We start from the raw sequence: 18,867 nt of genomic DNA, 5'->3' as shown, positions 1-18,867 counted from the left end.
TTTTAGGTTTTTTTGAAGAGTGTTGCACGGCAGGGCCAGTCCCTGTCGTTTTTTTTTGTTGAGTAGAAGAGGCCAGGAGAATAAATTCCCAGGTTTTTCGAGAAGAGGATGTGGCGATGAAAGGTGTATTGTATGTAGTTGGTGTTGGCCCGGGTGATCCCGAGCTACTCACCCTGAAGGCAGTTCGAATATTAGAAAAATGCACCACCTGGTTGCGCCCAAGGCCCATGACGAGGGTGAGAGTACGGCCCTGGCCATTGCGGCAGGGGTGATCGAGGTGGCAGCAAAAAACATCCTCACTCATCGCTTTCCCATGAAGCATGTCCGTCGTGCTCAAGAGGTTGATGGAGAACTTGCCTCTGCCTGGGAAGAGGCGGCCAGGGCCATTATCCAACGATTGGATGCAGGCGAAGACGTTGCCTTTCCTACTCTCGGTGACCCTGCCATCTACAGTACCGGCTTTTATGTTTACGAGGCCCTTGCTGCCTGTGGTTGGGCGGGCAGGGTAGAGGTTATTCCCGGTGTCTCTTCGGTGGGAGCTTCGGCGGCCAGTGCCAATATGCCCCTCTGTCTGGGCGATGAGCGCTTGGTTGTCTTGCCTGCAACCTTTGAAGACGAGAAAATCGCCTCCCTCCTTCAGCAGGTTGATGTGGCGGTCTTCATGAAGGTTTATCGTGTCCTTCCCCGTATTGTTGAGCTTCTCGAATCTTTGGGTATGCTTGAAAATGCCGTTCTGGTGGAACGCACCAGCTGTGGCAATGAACGCATCTGGCACGATGTTCGTGCTGCTCTCAGCGAAGATCTCCACTATTTTTCAACCCTGCTGGTGCGTAAAAACCGGCCCTAGCTTTTTCTCTGACCTCGCCTCTGCCGGTGAGGTCAGGTCGTTATTTTCATCTTTGCTCTAAATCCTGGCCGGACCTCGTCTGCTGAGCGTTGGGAGGAAATCTTCCTGTTAAGATATGGACTCACTGTGATATCCTTATCTGTAAAAGGCTTGCAGGCCTTTGCCCTTTACTGGGTACTCTGCCGGTAGCAGCTAGGCGCAAATAGATGAATCCTCCTTGGCTATGGGCAGGAAAAATAGAAACCACAGTATGGAGTTAACAGATGCTTAATATTGTTATGAGCTGGATTCAGGTAGTTGTTTTGGATGAGGGAGTGGCTAAGAGTATCGCTACTGTTCTTCTTCTTCTGGCCCTTTCCTTGGTTGCTGTGGCGGCAAATTACCTGAGCAAAAAAATTATTTCTAATTATGTCAGCAAAATTGTTAATAGGACGAAGTATCGCTGGGATAGTATTATGTATAAGAGGGGCGTCTTCCGCCGCTTGTCTCATCTGGTGCCAATTGTTATTATCAGCATTGGTTCAAAACTGCTCTTCCCTGCGGAGGACTATTCAGGTCTTTTGCTTTTTATCTATAAGATTAATTTCCTCTACTTTATTCTGACCTGTGCCCTTATCGTCCATGGCCTTCTCGCCGCTGTGGTTGATATCTATCAGACATATAAGATGGCTAGGTTACGGCCAATTAATAGCTATATCCAGGTCTTGCAAATCATTGTCTGGGTCTTGGCCGCCGTAGCCTCTGTCTCGGTTGTTCTGGACAGGGCCCTTGGGGGGCTTTTTCTTGGCATGGGTGGAATGATGGCCATTATTCTTTTGGTCTTTAAGGATTCTATCCTTGGCCTTGTGGCTGGGGTGCAGATTACGGCAAACGATATGTTGCGTCTCGATGATTGGCTGGATATGCCCAGTCGCGGTGCCAACGGTGATGTTGTTGAGATAAACTTGAATACCGTTAAGGTGAGAAACTGGGATAAAACCATCACTACCATTCCCACCCATCTTTTGACCAGTGAATCGTTTATTAACTGGCGGGGAATGACTGAGTCGGGCGGGCGCCGGATTAAGCGCTCCATCTCCATAGATATGAACACTATTAAGTTTTCTTCAGAGCAGGAGCTGGAGGCCTTTATGAAGGTTGATCTTCTGCAGGACTATATGGGGCAAAAGCTTAAAGAGATGAAGATGAGCCTGGAAGCGGACAATGTCGATCTGGATGCCCTGGCCGATGGGAAAAGCCTTACCAATATTGGTACCTTCAGGGCCTATCTGGAGGCCTATCTGCATGCCCATCCCAAGGTTCATCAGGACATGACCTTTTTGGTGAGACATCTTGATCCGGGAGCCCCGGGCTTGCCCATTGAGATTTATGTTTTCAGTAATGATCAGGAGTGGGCAAATTACGAGGCCATTCAGGCAGAGATCTTTGAGCATGTCCTCTCGGTCATGCCGACCTTTGGTTTGAGGGTGTTTCAAAATCCAACGGGAGCCGATTTCGAAAAGATCGTGCGTTAACCGTTTCTCTCGCAGAAATAATCGAGCTTCTTTGTTGCTAGTATTTTATTTTGCTTTAGCGGTGAACAAGGCGGGGGGAGAGGAATCCATGCAGATCGGCTGATCTGCATGGAATGAACACTACTCGTTGGCAATGGGGGTAAGGCCAACCTTATCGCCGGGTACATCCAGAACAGAGACAAGGTGGGTCAACTCATCATCCAGGGTGGTGAGGTGCTCAAAGGGTAACTCCTTTAGAGCACTGGTAAGTTTCCCCTGAGGAGGTTGAGGTGCCCTGGCCAGGAGGATCTTGCCCTGCTCAGTCACATAGAGGTGGACAGAGCGCTGATCTTTCTTGCTGCGATCACGGGAGATCAGCTCCTGCTCCTCCAGTTTGTCCAGCATATTAGAACAGGTTGAGGGGTGGATTGAGAGCACGGAGGCAAGTTGTGAGACTTTGAGACCGGGAGATGTGGCAACCTCATGCAACATCCATAACTTTGCACTGCTAAGTCCGCAGAGCTTCTCCACATACTTTGAGTGGGCCTGGGTGGCCTTGAATATAACCCGTAACTTCTGGATTACATTATGTATTTTAGCATGACTACTCTCCATATCCTCTCCTGAAATATAGATAGTTTTTTCTCTTATTATCCACCTTGCTTGCCCTTATAGTTCAAGGGGAGGCGACACCAACACCAAATTTTTTCAAAAACCACTGAAATTTGGCACACCATAGCCTGTCTGTTCCAAGCGTACAAGAAAAACAGTCTACTGGACTGCTTTACGAGCCTCATTAAGCCATGAGTTCCATAGGGTTGTATGCTTGGCAATCCACTCGTCGGCGTGACGATTAATATCTTTCCTGCTCTTTTCACCCTCGTTCATTCGGGTGTTTTGCTCATTAATGTCGCTGAGAGGCAGGGTGAAAACTTCAAAGAAACGTTTGGCTGCAGGGTTTTTGGCAAGAAATTTTTTATTTGCCACAATCTGCACATCGGAGACCACAAAGCCGAGCTTGATAGGATTGGAGACGGCCCCGTCAATATTTTCAGCGGTCATTCGTTCAGCAGCCGATTTTTGGGCCTCGGTGGGTTTTATCTCCGGTACATTAATCCAGACAACATCCTTGCCGGGCTTCATCTTGAAAATGGTCCAGTTGGGGGCCCAGGTGTAGAAGAATACGGGCTCATCGTTGCGATACTCGGCAAGTGCACCTGCCATGGCTGCTTCATAAGAAGCTTTGATGGGAGTGACATCATCCTCTAATCCATAGACATCGAGATGGTGATCAATGATCTTTTCACAGGCCCAGCCACCGGGACAGGCAACAAGATCTGCCTTGCCGTTGTTGTTTTTATCAAAGGCTTTTTTGACCTCTTCACGTTTGAAGTCGGCCAGGGAGGTGATACCAAATTTGTCAGCTTCTTTTTTGGAAACCATATAGCCCTGCATACCTCCAGCCTTGATTACATAGCCAACCTTTTGGGCCTTTTCTTCAAAGTTTTTGGGAAGTTGAGCATCGTGCATGGGAAACCAACCATTGGTCCAATAATCTATATCACCCAGAGTAACGGATTTATAAAAAATTGGTGGTGAGAGATCCTTAGGCTTTTTCACCTTGTATCCTAGTTCGGAGAGGCCCTTGCGTACCAGTGCCTCTTGAAAGAAACCTGTATTCCAGGAAGCTCTGGCTGGTTGTACTCTAATACCCTCGCCTGGAAGTTCTGTGTTGGCGGTGCTGGCGCTGCTGGTGGTAAGGGCTGTAAGGCTCATGGCGGAAACAATGAGGGTTCCACAGATCATTTTTTTTAGCATTCCTTCTCCTTATAATTAATTAATAGTGAAAGACTCTTATTTACCTTTTTTTTTGCCCATGGCCTGGGTTATTCGGTCGAGAATTATTGCCATAAGAACAATGCCAAGGCCACCCACCGTTGCCCCGCCGATATCAAGAGTATTGAGGCCAAGTACAACAGGAGCGCCAAGACCACCTGCTCCGATAAGGGCGGCAATAACTACCATGGAAAGCGCCATCATAATGGTTTGGTTAATGCCGGCCATGATGGTGGGTAGGGCAAGAGGGATTTGTACTTTGAATAGGACCTGCCATCCCGTCGCCCCAAAGGCCAGGGCGGCTTCTACCAGCTCAGGATGGACCTGGCGAATACCAAGACTGGTCAGGCGAACAAGTGGAGGTAGGGCAAAGACAATGGTAGCGATAACTCCGGCCACATTACCAATGGAAAAGAGCATAACAATGGGCACCAGATAGACAAAGGCTGGAGTCGTCTGCATTGCATCAAGAACAGGCCGCAAAAACGTATTAAAGCGATTGCTACGCCCGGCCAAAATGCCGAGGGGGATACCAGCAATCATGCAAAAAACAACGGAGGAGAGAACCATGGCCAGGGTGATCATGGTCTCTTCCCACAGGCCGAGAAGGCCAATAAAGACCATGGCCAGCAAGCTGCCGAAGGCGAGCCTTTTGCCTGAAACTCGCCAGGCAATAAGACATACCACTGCAATAACAATAATCGGTGGCAGGGCAAGTAGGCCATTCTCTGCTCCGGAAAGTGTCTGCTCTATGGGCCATTTTATGGCCTGAAAAAACCAACGATAGCCTTCAACTAACCAGTCTACAAATGTATTGATCCATGTATCAAGGGGGATCACCTGATCTTCAAAGTTTAGCATTTGTCTTCTCCCTCATGTGTGCCATCTGTTGGATTGTTGCCAAAATGTGAACCATTTTCAGCGCGGTAGAGGGTGCGGAGAAAACTGTTTTTGGAAACAACCCCGCGATATTTTCCGTCCTCATCAACCACGGGAATGGGCCAGGGGTGGGATGCCACCTTCTTCAGAATATCTTGAAGACTTTCATCATCCTGCACTGCCTTGGCTTCAGGAATAAAGGCATCTTCTATTTTGGGCTTATTCTTCCCTTGGCCATCGGCCTCGATTGTATCGCAGAGGCTATCCGTTGAAACGACACCAAAAAATGTGCGTTTTGACCCTATGACATAGGCATATTCCCGGTCTCTGTTGTTGAGCAGCTCAAGGGTTGCCCGTAAACTTCCTGCCGGAGTATGCCAGATAACCGTTGGTTGGGTGTCCCGGACAATATCGCCTGCTGAGATAACGCCTGTTGGGTCAACTCCGCGAAAAAAGGCTCGTACATAGTCATCGGCTGGATTTTGCAGAATCTCTTCCGGGGTGCCGACCTGAACCACCCGGCCACCCTCCATAATGGCAATACGATCACCTATGCGTAGGGCCTCGTCGAGATCATGGGAGATAAAGACGATGGTTCGTTCTTGTTGATCCTGTAGCTTGAGGAGTTCGTCTTGCATCTCTGTGCGGATCAGGGGGTCAAGGGCCGAAAATGCCTCATCCATAAGGAGTATGTCGGGATCTACGGCAAGTCCGCGGGCAAGGCCCACCCGTTGCTGCATGCCACCACTGAGCTCCTTGGGGTAGGAGTTTTCCCAACCATTAAGACCTACCTGATTGAGGGCGTCCTGGGCGCGTTCAAGGCGCTGTTCCTTCTCCATGCCATCGAGATCGAGGCCGAAGGCGACATTTTCTATTACAGTGAGCTGGGGCATGAGGGCGAAGGATTGGAAGACCATACCTGTCTTTGCCCGGCGAAATGTGACCAATTCAGCCTTATCCATCTTGAGAATATTCTCTCCATCCACCAGGATTTCGCCAGAGGTAGGTTCGATAAGTCTGTTCAGGGTACGAACCAGGGTAGATTTGCCGGATCCGGAAAGGCCCATGATAACAAATATTTCTCCCTGGTTGATAGTGAAGCTGGCATCCTGGACACCGACGGTCATGCCCGTTTTCTCGTGTATGTCCTGCTTGTCCATACCCTGGGCAAGGAGCTTCATTCCCTTGTCTGGATCAGGACCAAAAATCTTGTATAAATTACGCACTTCTATTTTTTTCATAAAGAGGCCTTAACATTTTGGAAGATCCATCCACTTTTTTCGATACTAGGAAAAAGGGATGATTTGTTGGGGAGGAAAATATATTGGTTAATATAATATGGGACAATACTATATTGTTAAATATAATTTGTCAACAAATGATTTTCGGCAAGACCTTGTAAGAAGGTGTATTTGGCATTTTGGGCGTGGTCGCTATGGGGCTGGGGGATCTGGTTTTGATACTAAAAGAGCAAGGATGGGTAGGGGGTGAGAGAGTTATGCTCACCATTATGCTCTCTTTTGTTGAGGGGGAAAATAGGCCTGTATTGCAACAGGCCTATCTGCTCCGAGTCGTTAGCTTATCATTTACTTGGGGCAAGCCACTTGAATGGTGTTGCCGGGACAAACTTGGCTGAGACTTCACCTGCAAAGATGGGGCGATTGCTCAGGTCGAGTTTTTTGGTTTGGGCTGTGGTGCTGAGGTCTAATTTGTGGAGATCTACCCAGAATATATTGGGAGAAGTCGTTGATTCGAAATAATATTTCAGGCTCTTCTGGTCTGAAACCGAGCGCCAGAGAGTTGTGGCGATATTGGGTTTCTTGGCATCCCTGAACCCCAGGGGGACGGAGACATTTCGAATGATACTAAAGGCTGCCCCGACGGCCATTCGCTCATCTTTAAATGGAGGACTGCTTATGGTGTAATAACTTGCCCGGGCAAAGCGATCACTTGCCCTATTGGTGCCGGGTAGCATTGTTAAGCCACCAAGTTCCTGCCAATAGGCATTGAGGGATAGCTGCTGATCAAAGCTTGGCGAGTTGGTCATTACCAGATATTTTTTGCTGTGGTGAATGATGAGTTTGCCGCCGATATATTCAACAATGGCCGAGTCACCTTGGCTGTCGGATATTGAGAGATGGATACCAGCTGCGATATCTCCTGGCAGTAGGGGCGCGATAATTTGAAATGGTGCCTTGCGCAGGCCAGCCACGGCTTCTGCCACCGTTGCATAGTTATCTAAAACATACTGGCCCCAGGCACCTGCTGAGAGGGTGGGTTTGTTTGATTTGCCGTAATCCGCCTCGGCAAGATAGAGGAGGTTTATGACCAGTCCCTTTTCGTTCATGCCGTCTGCTGTGGATGCCCTAAATGCCGATGCGGTAAGACTGCCATATTTAGAGGTCCATTTTATTGACTTGCTGTCAATTCCGCCGTCTTTTTTCATGCCCCGGGGAAAGACCCAGAGATTACTGTGCAGATCCGTTTGCCAATCCATGCTTCTGCTGGTCAAAAAACGGCCATCGCCCGCCTTATAGAGCGACCGTGTGCAGGCATCTGAGTTTATTGGTGATGTCATGAATATTGCTAATAACAGTAGCAGGCCTATGCGTGTCTTTTTCATAATCCTCTCTCTATCTTAAAAATAGTAATAAAAACTGATATATGGAGCGAGGGTACGATACACGGTTTAGGGGGGATTTGGATGGGAAAAAGATTTTAATTTTATTAATGGATTAATTTGAGCAGCTATTGTGGCAGCATGGAACTGCATGTCTTTCCATGAGCTAGAAGGGCCATGGCTTTTTTCAAGGGGTAAAGAGTTGTGCTAGGGAGGTGATAGGCCTGTGGCGCACAGGCCTATCGGTTCGAGTCCTTACTCTATTACTTGCCTGGGGCAAGCCATTTGAAGGGTTTTGCCGGGACAAACTTGGCTGAAACTTCACCTGCAAAGATGGGTTGAGCATTAAGATTGAGCTCTTTGACTTGAGCTGTAGAGTTGAAGTCTAATTTGTGGAGATCGACCCAGAATATATTGGGAGAAATTGTTGACTCAAAATAATATGTGAGGCTCTTCTGGTCTGAAACCGAGCGCCAGAGAGTCGTGGCGATATTTGGTTGTTTGGGATCAGTAAAACCTAGGGGCACGGAAGCGTTTCTAATGATACTGAAAATAGCACCTACGGCCATTCGCTCATCTTTAAATGCAGGGGTGCTTTTGGTATAAAAACTTGCCCGGGCAAAGCGATCACTTGCCCTATTGGTGCCGGGGAGCATTGTTATCCCACCAAGTTCCTGCCAATAGGCATTGAGGGCTAGCTGCTTGTCAAAGCTTGGCGAGTTGGTCATCACCAGGTATCCTTTCCCATGATGGATGGTGAGTGTTCCGTTGAGATATTCAGCAATTGCCGAGTCGCCTTGGCTGTCAGATATCGCTAAATGGACGCCAGCGGCTACCTTGCCTGGCAGTAGTGGTGCAATAATTTGAAAGGGTGCCTTGCGTAGTCCATCCACGGCCTCTGCTACAGTTGCATAGTTGTCCAGAACATATTGGGCCCAGGCACCAACAGAGAGAGTTGGTTTATTTGATTTACCGTAATCCGACTCGACAAGGTAGAGAAGGTTTGTTACCAGCCCCTTTTCGTTTATGCCATCAGCCGTAGCAGCCCCAAACGCCGATGCGGTAAGGCTACCATATTTAGAGGTCCATTTTATTGACTTGTTGTCAATTCCACCGTTTCTTTCCATGCCGCGGGGAAATACCCAGAGGTTACTATGGAGGTTCGTGTCCCAATCCATGCTTCTACCGGTTAGAAAACGGCCATCACCCGCCTTGTAGAGCGATCTGGTGCAGGCATTTGAACTTGCTGGTAATGCCATGAATGTCGCTAATAATAGTAGCAGGCCTATGCGTTTCTTTGTCATAATCCTCTCTCTCTTAAAATTAGTAATAAAAACTGATTAATGAAACAAAAATGGCGATGCCAGATTCAGGATGGGCCAACCGTTGTCCTGCTTTTGTGTCGTTCTTATCTTTTTATGTTGGCAGACATCAACTGAGGTTAGCACCTTTTGTCAGCTAAAAGCAAAACTCTCGCCATCATTTCCTTGCATGCCTGATTCATATTGGTAACTCAAGAGTGTCTCTTGCGATTACCTTGAGCTTGCTCTGGTTTCGGCATGGGGGGCTTTGCCGATTGGCCCTATTGTCTCCGGGGCTGTAAGAAAAATATAATTGGGTCTATTGTGCAACGTGCACTTGCCTTGTTAGCTGTTGTCTCGCTTGTGCTATTTACTCTGGAAAAAGTAATTGGAACTGTACTCTGAATTGCCAGTCGGCTCCTAAGTCAGGGGTTATCACATTCTTGTAAGCACTGACCTGTACGTTAACAGGCTGTTCGCCTATTTTGAAAATTTTTCCCACACCACCACCAAAGGGTACTGGCCATTGGTTGTCGTTATCAGCTTTCCAGTTTGCGGTAATGATTGGTGCCAGGGTCAGGGACCAAGAATTTGGGAGGTTATAATAATGAAGTACTGGAGGTAAAAAGAGTGACATCTTGGTTGCCTGAACCGCCAATAGACCAGACATTGCTGACTAATGATCCAATTACCCAATGACCTGGCATAGCCAGTATTACTGCAGATACTCCTGCCCCCCATTTGTCGGAGCCCAGTTTGTCGTCTGTTGCAGTAGGTAAAAGAAATACAGGCCCAGCTCCCCAGATGAGAGCGTCAGGTTTTGCCGGAGACAAGAAAGCGGTAAAAGTCGTGTCTCCAAGGCCGTTGATTCGACCCTCGTCCGTAAGAGTATCAGGCTGAGACATTATTGGTAGTATGGTTCGGGTAACGATATTCCATTCGTCGTTCAGTGATATCGGCAATACGGGCTGTATATTAAGAATGCTTTGTGTTTCGTTATCGGGGCCTATTCCAGTATTGATATTGTACTGAAAGGGCAGGCTAATCATTTTTGCAACCGGGTTTTGTGCTGCCTTGGCAAGGTCGGCATTGCTCTGCGCGTAAGATGTGCTATGTGTTGCCAACAACAGCACTGCCAAGCCTAATGATCTGATGTTACTGTTAAATTCCATCTAATCCCCCGCGGTTTTTGGTGAGAAAATCAACAAATTATTATCCGGATTTCTTCTAACCTCACCGATTAATTTACAGCCTTTATTGTGCAGAAAGGTCTGCCCTGTGAACACCCCTGTTCTTATTTAGAATGGCTGCGTTATTATCCAGATTTTGTAAGCGTTATGGCTTCAATCAAGACGAGAGTACCTTGGTCTCTGCCTTTATCGAAAAGCTCAATCAAGTAGTTAGCTTGTCTTTGGCAATGCAAGCTGACTCAGAGAATGTTTTTGCCGGGAATACCACCTCCGCTGACTCAACTTTCGACGAGCACCCACTATGGTTTGTATCATAAAAAAACACATCAAATCAATGAGCTTTTCCATCTCTGCACACTCTCACCCCCGCAGGCACTCAAGATTATTTGTCCACTAAGGCGACCCGTAAATGAGCTCTGACTGGATTGAAATATTTCCTGAGTTGAAAAACATTAAAATTTGGCACCAACCTTGCCAAGATCTTGAATACCTACGCAGAAAGGATTCGAAAATTAAGGACTCAGGTCAGGAATAGAAGCCCTTCTGTTTTGTCTAGCAGTGTTTTGGCCCAAGAGTTTGCTGAAATAGATGGCACTGTCTGTGGCGGTTGAGCCTGTAGCTGTAACGCCCTTTTGTAGGCGGTACTTGCCATCTGTCATGGCTGAGGGTGATTGGCGCTTGGTGGGGTTGGAGGCGGGTGTAGAGCATTTGGGGCGTGGCACCGTTGGCCACTTTGTGGGGCGTCAGTTGACTCATTCCGCCAAGACAGCCAGTGTCGCGCAGGAGAGATTAATTGTATGTCATAGAGATGCTTGATATAGTTTGATAGATTCTTGCTTCATGCAGTGGCTGTGGCATGGCACGCCGGGTTGGCTCCGGTTGAGGGGGCAGTGCCTGCGCTATCAATAAAAACCCAGGGAGAGATAAATGAAAGCTACCAACTATACCCTTATTGAACAGCTTAAGGTTACCAGTCGTGAAATTGAACGGCGCAAAGAGTATCTTTTTTTTACAGATGAAGATGTGCAGGTATTAGTCTCGTTAAAAGAAGTTGTCTCTGAAAATATTGAAGAAATAGTGGAAGCCTTTTATGAAAGAGTTATTCCCTTTGATGAGATGGATGGTGTTATCGGTGACGCAGAAACCCTTCGTCGCCTGAAAAATTATCAACGTTCCTATATTAAGACCCTCTTTGCAGGTCAGTATGATGAGGAGTACGTTCACTCCCGACTACGGGTTGGGGTGGTGCATAAGAGAATAGGGGTGGAACCCAAATTTTATATTTCAGCCATCCATACTCTGTTGACAATACTGCGTGAAATTATCACTAAAAACAGCAGTAATGATTGTCAGGCATGTGTGCGTAACTTAAGAGCCGTAGAGAAAATTATAATGTTTGATCTCTCCCTTACCTTTGATACCTATATCAATAGTCTCATGGAGGAAACCAAGAGAAGTAAGAGGGAATTGGAGGAGTATGCTGAATCCCTTGAAGAGGTTATTTCAGAGCGAACAAAGCTTCTAAAGGAGCAGGCTCGACATGATGGCCTGACTAAGTTGTTGAATCAACACGCCTTTTATTCTGAACTGAGGCGTGAACTGGCACGTGCTCAGCGCCGAGGTTACTGTACGGTCCTCATCTATTTTGATCTGGATAAGTTTAAGGCGCTTAATGATAGCGAAGGGCATAGGCGCGGAGATGAGGTGCTGGTGATGGTGGCCAATTCTATGAAGGCGTCTCTTCGGGATAATGAGCTCTGCGCTCGTTATGGTGGCGATGAATTTTGCATCATTCTGCCGGAAAGTACCCTCAAGGAGGCAGAGAAGGTCTGTCAGCGGCTCTGCAAGGAATTAGAAAAATCTCTTGTCGGAACCGGCGTCTCCTGCAGTATGGGCATAGCCATCTCTGACACGGCCAATAGCCATGATGCTGATACACTGGTGAAGGAGGCTGATAAGGCCATGTATGAGGCTAAAAAGGTGGGGGGCTTTTCTCTTAAGATAGCCGAGGGGTTTTAAGGGGCGGGCCGATCAGGTGCGTCGGCACTCTCCTGCCTGCCCTGCTACCGATCTCCTTCCCATCCTCTTTTGACTTTTTTGTCGCTGTTATCATATGATGAACTGTTCACTCTTTTTTAAGGGATCAGCCTCTTTCTTTTATTTTCAGGGAGCATCATATGAAGAAGATCATCGCCTGTCTCATTGTTATCTTTACCTGTAGCCTCTGTGCCAGCCTTGCCTCTGCCCATATGCCCTCTGCTACTGCCGATGGACTTTGGAAAAAAATAAGCAAGGAGTCGTCTTACAAGAATTGGTCCTTTTGGCCGGATCATAAGGGAATGCAGCCGGGGCGGGCACCCCATGGACCATTTCATAAGGTCTATGTTAATGACCAGGCCCTGACGTCGGAGCATGTGCCTGGCCACTACGGTGCTATTGTGGTTAAGGAGAATTATGGAAAGGATAAAAAGCTTAAGGCGATTACGGTGATGTATAAGGTGCAGGATGCGAATCCTGTTGCTGGTGACTGGCTGTGGGCAAAGTATTCGCCAAGCGGTAAGGCTGCTAAATTCGGGAAGGTAAGGGGTTGTATAAATTGTCACTCTGCCCGGGCGGACAACGACTATATTTTTGTCCATGAACTGCAGTAGACTGTCCTGGTCAAATGTTGAATAGCGCCAGCTTTTTCAGCATATCCATGTCCTGGGGCGGAAGCCCTGTGAGCGTTTAAGGAGAGCCATCCCGTGTTTATTTTTCACCCAATACTTCAGTCCCTGGCCATCCTTACTGCCCTCTATGCCCTGAGTCTTGGCATCCCCCGTTTTTTGCTGATGCACTTGGAGAAGAAGATCCACTTTAATTGGCAGTTGCATGTTCGTGTTGGCGCTATTGCCCTGGTCCTTCTTTTTCTCGGCATGTTGGGCGGGCTCTATGTCGTCAGGGTAAGCTGGGGGGACGTTTTGATTACCGGCGCCCATGCCTTTGTCGCCCTTTCTTTACTGCCGCTTATCCTCTTTGGCCTGGGTTCCGGCGCTTATATGGATAGTAGTAAGAGGAGGCGCAGGGTGCTTCCCCTTCTCCATGGAATATGTAATACTCTTATTGTCCTCCTTGCCCTCTCGCAGATATATACCGGGGTTTATATTTACAGGTCCTACGTGCTGGGCCTTTAGTCTTTTGCCAGCCAGGGGCTCTTCAGAGCTGACAATGGGCAACGCCCATATCCTGCCATGGCAACGGTCCCGAAAACCTGTGGTTCTATCCTGCCCCTTTGTTATCCACCGTCTCTGCAGGTAGTCTCCGTCGAGCAGATCAAGGTGGGGTGAGGCCCGTGCTGCCCTATAATTACTTTGAAAAATAAAGAGATGCTTGACTTGCTAAGCCATTGGTGAGTACTAACTTCTTAGGGAATCTTGAAGGCCCTTTCTTCAAGTCTCTTCGCTATACGATTTTTATCCTCGGAGGTAAGGGTAGACTCTGATATTGACAATGTCTGTGCTAAAAATCATATGCTTGGATTCTTATTGAAATTGCTAATTCTTGAAGTTGCCCTTGCATGGATCATGGAGATCCATGTTCAGGATTTTAATGATAAGGGGAGCTGTCTTGATTGAGAAGGAACGTAGGAGGGAGATGCTTTGGGGCTATCTCTTTGCCATTGGTGCCACGGCCATTTGGTCCGGTAATTTTATCATAGCCCGTGGCCTCAGTGAGACGCTCTCTCCTATCAGCCTTGCCTACTACCGTTGGGCGGTGGCCTTGCTGGTCCTTCTCCCCATAGGTATTCGTCCGCTCCTGAGGGAGTGGCAGGAGTTGAAGTTGCATCTGCCCTATCTCTGCCTGACCTCTCTTGTCGGGGTGACCATCTTTAATACTATGATCTATGTGGCAGGACATACCACCACGGCCATTAATCTCTCCCTGATCTCTATTACTGCTCCCATATTTATCGTTATCTTCTCCCGCCTCCTCTTTGCCGAGAAAATTACCCTGCATAAATCTTTGGGTATTCTCTTGGTTGCCGTGGGGGTGGTTCTGCTCATTACCGGGGGGGAGCTGGCGAGACTTCTCCGGATCTCCTTTGCCATTGGTGATCTGTGGATGCTTGCCGCTGCCATGTTTTTTGGTCTCTATAGCATCCTCTTGAAGTATAAACCGAGAAAATTGAGTATCTGGGCATTTCAGCTCTCAACTTTTGCGCTTGGCCTGTTCTTTCTCACCCCGTTTTTTATCTGGGATTATTGTACCAGCCCGCCCGTAAGCTTCAGCGCCAGTACTCTGGGAGCCATTCTTTATCTGGGCGTCTTTGCCTCGCTGACTGCCTTTGCCTTGTGGAATAAGGCCATTTTGGTGATTGGCCCGGTAAGGGCGGGCATGATATACTACTCCCTGCCGATATTCAGTGGCACTGCTGCCTATCTTATCTTGGGAGAGGCAATTACCTCTGTTCATCTCTGTAGTGTGTTATTGATTGTCTCGGGTATTTTTACGGCGAATCATGATCCCAGAAAAATCTGATGGTAGAGGCGTGACCGATCTGGTTTTGCCTCTGTCTAAGTAGTTATTTGTAGTGTTACCCTTTATATGAGAAAATATAGAGGGATCTCCCGGGGGGCAGGATGTTGCTTGTCTTTGCTGGGAAACGGATAAAGTGAGTATTTTTTAGAGGAGAAGAGGATGTATGATCATTTGTTTGGGCCAATAGCCTCGCGGCGTTTGGGCACCTCACTTGGGGTAGATTTGGTGAGGCATAAGGTGTGCTCTCTTGACTGTATATACTGTGAGAGTGGCAGGACAACGGTGCTGACGGGGGAGAGGAAAGAGTATGTCTCCCATGAAAAGGTAAAGGAGGAGTTGCTGGACTATTTTGCCAATAATCCCGATCCTGATTATATCACCTTCTCCGGCTCAGGGGAGCCGACCCTCAGTTCACGTATTGGTGACACCATTGAATTTATTAAGGCCCAGAAACCCAATGTTAAGGTTGCTGTTCTTACCAATGGCACCCTTTTCTCAAACCCTGCTGTTCGTCGCGAACTGATGGGGGCAGACCTTGTTATTCCCTCTCTTGATGCAGCGACATGGGACTCTTTTCGGAGGATTAACAGGCCTCTTGCCACCCTTGATTTGGATACTCATATTGAGGGGATACGGCTTTTTAAAGAGGAGTTTTCCGGTAAGATGGATCTGGAAATTCTTATCCTGCCCGGCGTCAATGATGACGAGGAGAGTCTTGCGGCCCTGAAGGCCAGCTGTATCCTTATTGGTCCCGATACGGTCCAGCTTAATACCCTTGACCGTCCCGGAGTGGTAAAAAATATCCGGGCAGCCACTGCGGAGGAGTTAGAGGCGATTGCGGCATATTTTGGCTTTACCAATATCACCATTCCCTCCTCTGCTAAAAGATCAAAGCAGAGGGCTAAGGTGAGTGGTGATCTTGCCGATGCTGTTTTAGAAATGATTGTCAGGAGGCCCTGTACCGAAAAGGATATTCTGCAGACAATAGAGTGTACCGATGAAGAGCTCTTGCTGGCCCTTGATCGTCTCCAGCAAGAGGACAAGGTTTATACCCTCACTAAGGAGAGGGGCGAATTTTACCTGGTTAAGCACCACTGATCTCTGCTAAACCCTGTCCCCTCTTGCTTTAGGGGGGGCAGTCTCTTCTTGCCCCTTTGTTTATTATGCCTCTTCTTTTTCCTTCTTTTTAATCAGTTGCATAGAGTTTTTTTCCTTTACCTCCCCTGTCGTGGCAGGAAGGAGATAGTGCTGTCGGTACTTCTTCATAAAAAACAGGCTTATCAGGAGGGTGCTCAGTTCGGCCATGGGCAGGGAGAGCCAGATGCCGGTAACGCCTATAAGGGGCGGGAGGAGTAGGGCAAAACCCAGGATGAAAACAAAGGTACGCAGGCTTGAGATTAGGGTTGAGATCTTGCCGTTATTGACCGAGGTGAAAAAGGCCGAGGCGAGGATATTCATGCCGTTGAGGAGAAAGCTGAAGGCGATTATTTTAATTCCGCCCTCGGCAATGTGCACCACGGAGACTTGGCCTTTGGCGAAGATTTGGATGAGGTTATCACCGAAGCAAAAGGCCATGGCAAAGGAGAAGAGGGCAAAGAAGAGGGTTAGCTGGATGGCCCTTGTGAGCAGTTCACTGATCTTGCCCGGATTTCTACAGCCATAGTTGAAGCTGATAAGTGGGCTGACCCCCATTCCCAGACCTATATAGAGGGATGACATAAGGAAGTAGAGATGCATGAGAATTGACATGGCGGCAACTCCTGCTTCACCGGCATATCCTAGCATAAGATAGTTGAATACCAGGGTTTGGACGGCAGCGGCAATCTCTGTTACCATCTCTGAAAAGCCATTGAACATTGACCTAAAGAGGAATGGCCAGTCGATGAGGGGGCGAATAAACCTGAGTGTTTTGGCCTTAAAGAGGAAGTAGATAGCTCCGTTGAGGCAGGAGATAAAAATACCGGCACAGGAGGCAATAGCTGCCCCGTCAACCCCCATGCCATATCTGACAATCAGGATATAGTCGAGCAGGATATTGGTCGCTCCGCCCAGCAGGGAGCTGTAGAGGGCCCAAGAGGGCTTGCCGTCAAGCCTCATGAAAAACTCGAAAAACATCTGCAGAACAAGGGCGCTGATTCCAAAGAGAAAGATGTTGAGATACTGGACACAGTATGGCAGTAGCAGCTTGCTCGCCCCGAGCCAGAGCGCCAGTCTTTCCGGGCCAATGGCCCATTGAGAGATAATCAGGCCTATGAAAACAAGGAAGAGAAAACAAAATACAAAAGAGAAGTGAGCGTTGGCTCTGTCACGTTTCCCCTGGCCGAGTTCTATGCCAATGGTGGCGCTGGCTCCCGTGGCTACCATCACCCCTATTCCTATGGAAATGCTGAAGAGCGGCATGATGATGTTCACCGCTGCCATGGCCAGGGTGCCGATGAAGCGGGAGATAAAAATAGCGTCCACCGCCATATAGAGGGAGATGGAGACTAAACTGAGGATTGATGGTGTGACAAATTTTATAAAATCAAATTTCGACCATGGTCGACTGAAGAAGCTGTTCATTAAAAATTCCCCTATGCGGATAAAGGTTGCCCTGCTGATGAGACACCCTTATACGGTATATAGTAACTATATGGTCAAGACAATTGTGGAGGAACAATGGAGATAAGATTTATGGCAGGGGAGATGGCGCGCCTGCATGGTATTTCTAAGCAGACCCTGCTCTATTACGATAAGATCAACCTCTTGCAGCCAAGGGAGAAGTGCAGGCTCAGCGGCTACAGGTACTATACCCTGGATCAATTTGAGGAGCTGGAGCTGGTTCTCTATCTGAAAAATCTGGGTATCTCCCTCAAGGAGATTAAGGACTATCTGGACACCTCCTCTATTGAGGAGCGTATGGAGAAGCTGGAGGGGCAGGAACAGCTTATTCAGGAGAAGATGGAACAACTTAGGCAGACCGACAGGCATCTTAAGGCAATAATAGAGTCGATGAGGGCAAATAATGCCTTGATCCCCTTTGAAATGGGGGTCAAGGTCTTGCCGAAGAGGCATATTGTAGCTGAGCCAGTTTTACCTCCCTTTGACCTTTACTCCTTGGAGGTGGCCATCAAGAAGCTCATCAACGCCTCCCTGCCCGACCAGAAATTGGAGATAAATGACCTGTTGATCTTTGTCGAGCCGAAGGATGAGGTTGAGCTATTTAAGGGGGTGGCGGTGGAGGTGCCTAGGCCTGGGAGGGCAGCAGAATCTATGCCCGGGGGGAACTATGCCTATCTTTATCATAAGGGTCCCTATGGCGAGTTGCCAGCATCCTGGCTACAGCTCTATGCGTATTTGGATAAGTTTGGGCTGCGGGCGATTGGTCCCTGCCTTGAAAAGATGTTACTGGGGGCCTTTGCCGTGGCAGATGAGCAGGAGTTTTTGGTCGAGCTTCAGGTCATGGTTGAGTAGGCTTTTTAGGGTCGGGCTGGGGTAGGTCTGAAAGGGGTGGACCGGGGATTTTCGTCTCCCCGGTCCTTGTGGCTGTGTTTAGCTGAACCTACCAGTTTTCGCCTAGTATTTCAAAGTGGGCCTTGGGGTGAAGGCAGGCTGCACAGAGTTCAGGGGCTTGGGTTCCATGGTGGATATAGCCACAGTTACGGCAGCGCCAGCTTTGCTCCGTGGCTCGTTCAAAGACCTGGCTGCTCTTGATGTTGGCCAATAGGTCACGGTAGCGTTTCTCATGTTGTTTTTCAGCAACGGAGATGGCCAACCAGGCTGCGGCAATCTCTTCAAAGCCCTCTTCACTGGCGATTTTGGCAAAGCCGGGATAGAGGGAGGAGTGCTCTTCGAATTCACCCTCTGCTGCTGCCAGAAGGTTATCGGAGGTGTTACCGAGTCTTCCGGCAGGGAAGCTTGCCGTTATCTCTACATTGCCACCCTCTAGAAATTTAAAAAAACGTTTGGCATGTTCTTTTTCTTGATTGGATGTCTCTTCAAAGATGTCACCAATCTGTACATAGCCTTCCTTGCGAGCGATACTGGCAAAGTAGGTGTAGCGATTTCTTGCCTGGCTTTCACCGGCAAAGGATTTGAGTAGATTTTGTTCGGTCCGGGTTCCTTGAATTTTGGGCATACTATCTCCTTTTAATCTCTATCTGGTTATCGTTGTTACTGCTCTGGTAAACTTTTTTCAGCCCCC

19 protein-coding genes are annotated in these 18,867 nt (G+C 48.2%); 10 read left to right on the top strand and 9 right to left on the bottom strand.

What is annotated here, in order from left to right; translation table 11 throughout:
* The first annotated feature begins 116 nt into the window (after positions 1-116).
* The 3 genes from DP_RS19070 (at position 117) to DP_RS01055 (ending at position 2,361) form a co-directional block, all read left to right on the top strand.
* Entirely contained in the window at positions 117-272 is a 156-nt protein-coding gene (locus tag DP_RS19070; protein WP_083818919.1) for an SAM-dependent methyltransferase, read from the top strand.
* Positions 200-847 carry a precorrin-2 C(20)-methyltransferase gene (cobI, locus tag DP_RS01060; RefSeq protein ID WP_011187456.1) on the top strand — a complete coding sequence of 216 codons (648 nt, stop codon included), beginning with the start codon at positions 200-202 and terminating at the stop codon, positions 845-847. Before DP_RS19070 ends, cobI begins: the two co-directional genes overlap by 73 nt.
* 263 nt (positions 848-1,110) lie before the next feature.
* On the top strand, positions 1,111-2,361 hold the full coding sequence (locus DP_RS01055) for a mechanosensitive ion channel family protein (protein WP_011187455.1): 1,251 nt from the start codon (positions 1,111-1,113) through the stop codon (positions 2,359-2,361).
* A 120-nt stretch (positions 2,362-2,481) separates the two neighbouring features.
* On the opposite strand, the gene DP_RS01050 is transcribed toward DP_RS01055, so the two are convergent.
* The 7 genes from DP_RS01050 to DP_RS01020 form a co-directional block, all read right to left on the bottom strand.
* Positions 2,482-2,955 carry a MarR family winged helix-turn-helix transcriptional regulator gene (locus DP_RS01050; RefSeq protein WP_011187454.1) on the bottom strand — a complete coding sequence of 158 codons (474 nt, stop codon included), beginning with the start codon at positions 2,953-2,955 and terminating at the stop codon, positions 2,482-2,484.
* Positions 2,956-3,111: 156 nt separating this feature from the next.
* Positions 3,112-4,158, bottom strand: coding sequence for a glycine betaine/L-proline ABC transporter substrate-binding protein ProX (gene proX, locus DP_RS01045; RefSeq protein WP_011187453.1), 1,047 nt, complete (start codon positions 4,156-4,158; stop codon positions 3,112-3,114).
* 36 nt (positions 4,159-4,194) lie between these two features.
* Positions 4,195-5,037 carry an ABC transporter permease gene (locus tag DP_RS01040; RefSeq protein WP_011187452.1) on the bottom strand — a complete coding sequence of 281 codons (843 nt, stop codon included), beginning with the start codon at positions 5,035-5,037 and terminating at the stop codon, positions 4,195-4,197.
* Positions 5,031-6,296, bottom strand: coding sequence for a glycine betaine/L-proline ABC transporter ATP-binding protein ProV (gene proV, locus DP_RS01035; protein ID WP_011187451.1), 1,266 nt, complete (start codon positions 6,294-6,296; stop codon positions 5,031-5,033). The genes DP_RS01040 and proV overlap by 7 nt, the downstream gene beginning before the upstream one ends.
* A gap of 341 nt (positions 6,297-6,637) precedes the next feature.
* Positions 6,638-7,678 carry a linear amide C-N hydrolase gene (locus tag DP_RS01030; protein ID WP_011187450.1) on the bottom strand — a complete coding sequence of 347 codons (1,041 nt, stop codon included), beginning with the start codon at positions 7,676-7,678 and terminating at the stop codon, positions 6,638-6,640.
* A gap of 260 nt (positions 7,679-7,938) precedes the next feature.
* A complete protein-coding gene (locus DP_RS01025; protein WP_011187449.1) occupies positions 7,939-8,979 on the bottom strand; it encodes a linear amide C-N hydrolase in 1,041 nt (346 codons plus the stop codon).
* A 596-nt stretch (positions 8,980-9,575) separates the two neighbouring features.
* A complete protein-coding gene (locus tag DP_RS01020; RefSeq protein ID WP_011187448.1) occupies positions 9,576-10,148 on the bottom strand; it encodes a hypothetical protein in 573 nt (190 codons plus the stop codon).
* A gap of 606 nt (positions 10,149-10,754) precedes the next feature.
* On the opposite strand from DP_RS01020, the gene DP_RS18290 reads away from it, so the two are divergent.
* From DP_RS18290 to DP_RS00990, 6 genes are all read left to right on the top strand, one after another.
* The gene (locus tag DP_RS18290; protein WP_011187447.1) at positions 10,755-10,982 is read left to right on the top strand and encodes a hypothetical protein; all 228 of its coding nucleotides are present in this window, start codon (positions 10,755-10,757) and stop codon (positions 10,980-10,982) included.
* A gap of 111 nt (positions 10,983-11,093) precedes the next feature.
* Positions 11,094-12,185, top strand: coding sequence for a GGDEF domain-containing protein (locus tag DP_RS01015; protein WP_011187446.1), 1,092 nt, complete (start codon positions 11,094-11,096; stop codon positions 12,183-12,185).
* A 158-nt stretch (positions 12,186-12,343) separates the two neighbouring features.
* On the top strand, positions 12,344-12,817 hold the full coding sequence (locus DP_RS01010) for a cytochrome P460 family protein (RefSeq protein WP_011187445.1): 474 nt from the start codon (positions 12,344-12,346) through the stop codon (positions 12,815-12,817).
* A gap of 93 nt (positions 12,818-12,910) precedes the next feature.
* Positions 12,911-13,339, top strand: coding sequence for a DUF4079 family protein (locus DP_RS01005; RefSeq protein WP_011187444.1), 429 nt, complete (start codon positions 12,911-12,913; stop codon positions 13,337-13,339).
* A 433-nt stretch (positions 13,340-13,772) separates the two neighbouring features.
* Positions 13,773-14,684 (top strand): DMT family transporter, encoded by a 912-nt coding sequence (locus tag DP_RS00995; RefSeq protein WP_228130156.1) that lies wholly within the window; start codon positions 13,773-13,775, stop codon positions 14,682-14,684.
* Positions 14,685-14,843: 159 nt separating this feature from the next.
* A complete protein-coding gene (locus DP_RS00990) occupies positions 14,844-15,782 on the top strand; it encodes a radical SAM protein (protein ID WP_011187442.1) in 939 nt (312 codons plus the stop codon).
* A gap of 63 nt (positions 15,783-15,845) precedes the next feature.
* Here DP_RS00990 and DP_RS00985 read toward each other — a convergent pair whose 3' ends face one another.
* Entirely contained in the window at positions 15,846-17,246 is a 1,401-nt protein-coding gene (locus DP_RS00985) for an MATE family efflux transporter (protein WP_011187441.1), read from the bottom strand.
* Between the two features lie 96 nt (positions 17,247-17,342).
* On the opposite strand from DP_RS00985, the gene DP_RS00980 reads away from it, so the two are divergent.
* Entirely contained in the window at positions 17,343-18,137 is a 795-nt protein-coding gene (locus tag DP_RS00980; protein WP_011187440.1) for a MerR family transcriptional regulator, read from the top strand.
* 88 nt (positions 18,138-18,225) lie between these two features.
* Here the strand turns inward: DP_RS00980 and rbr are convergent, their stop codons facing one another.
* Positions 18,226-18,801 (bottom strand): rubrerythrin, encoded by a 576-nt coding sequence (rbr, locus tag DP_RS00975; protein WP_011187439.1) that lies wholly within the window; start codon positions 18,799-18,801, stop codon positions 18,226-18,228.
* Positions 18,802-18,867: the final 66 nt, after the last annotated feature.

The organism is Desulfotalea psychrophila LSv54 (assembly GCF_000025945.1).
Classification (GTDB): domain Bacteria; phylum Desulfobacterota; class Desulfobulbia; order Desulfobulbales; family Desulfocapsaceae; genus Desulfotalea; species Desulfotalea psychrophila.
This window is presented reverse-complemented; position numbering and strand designations above follow the sequence as displayed.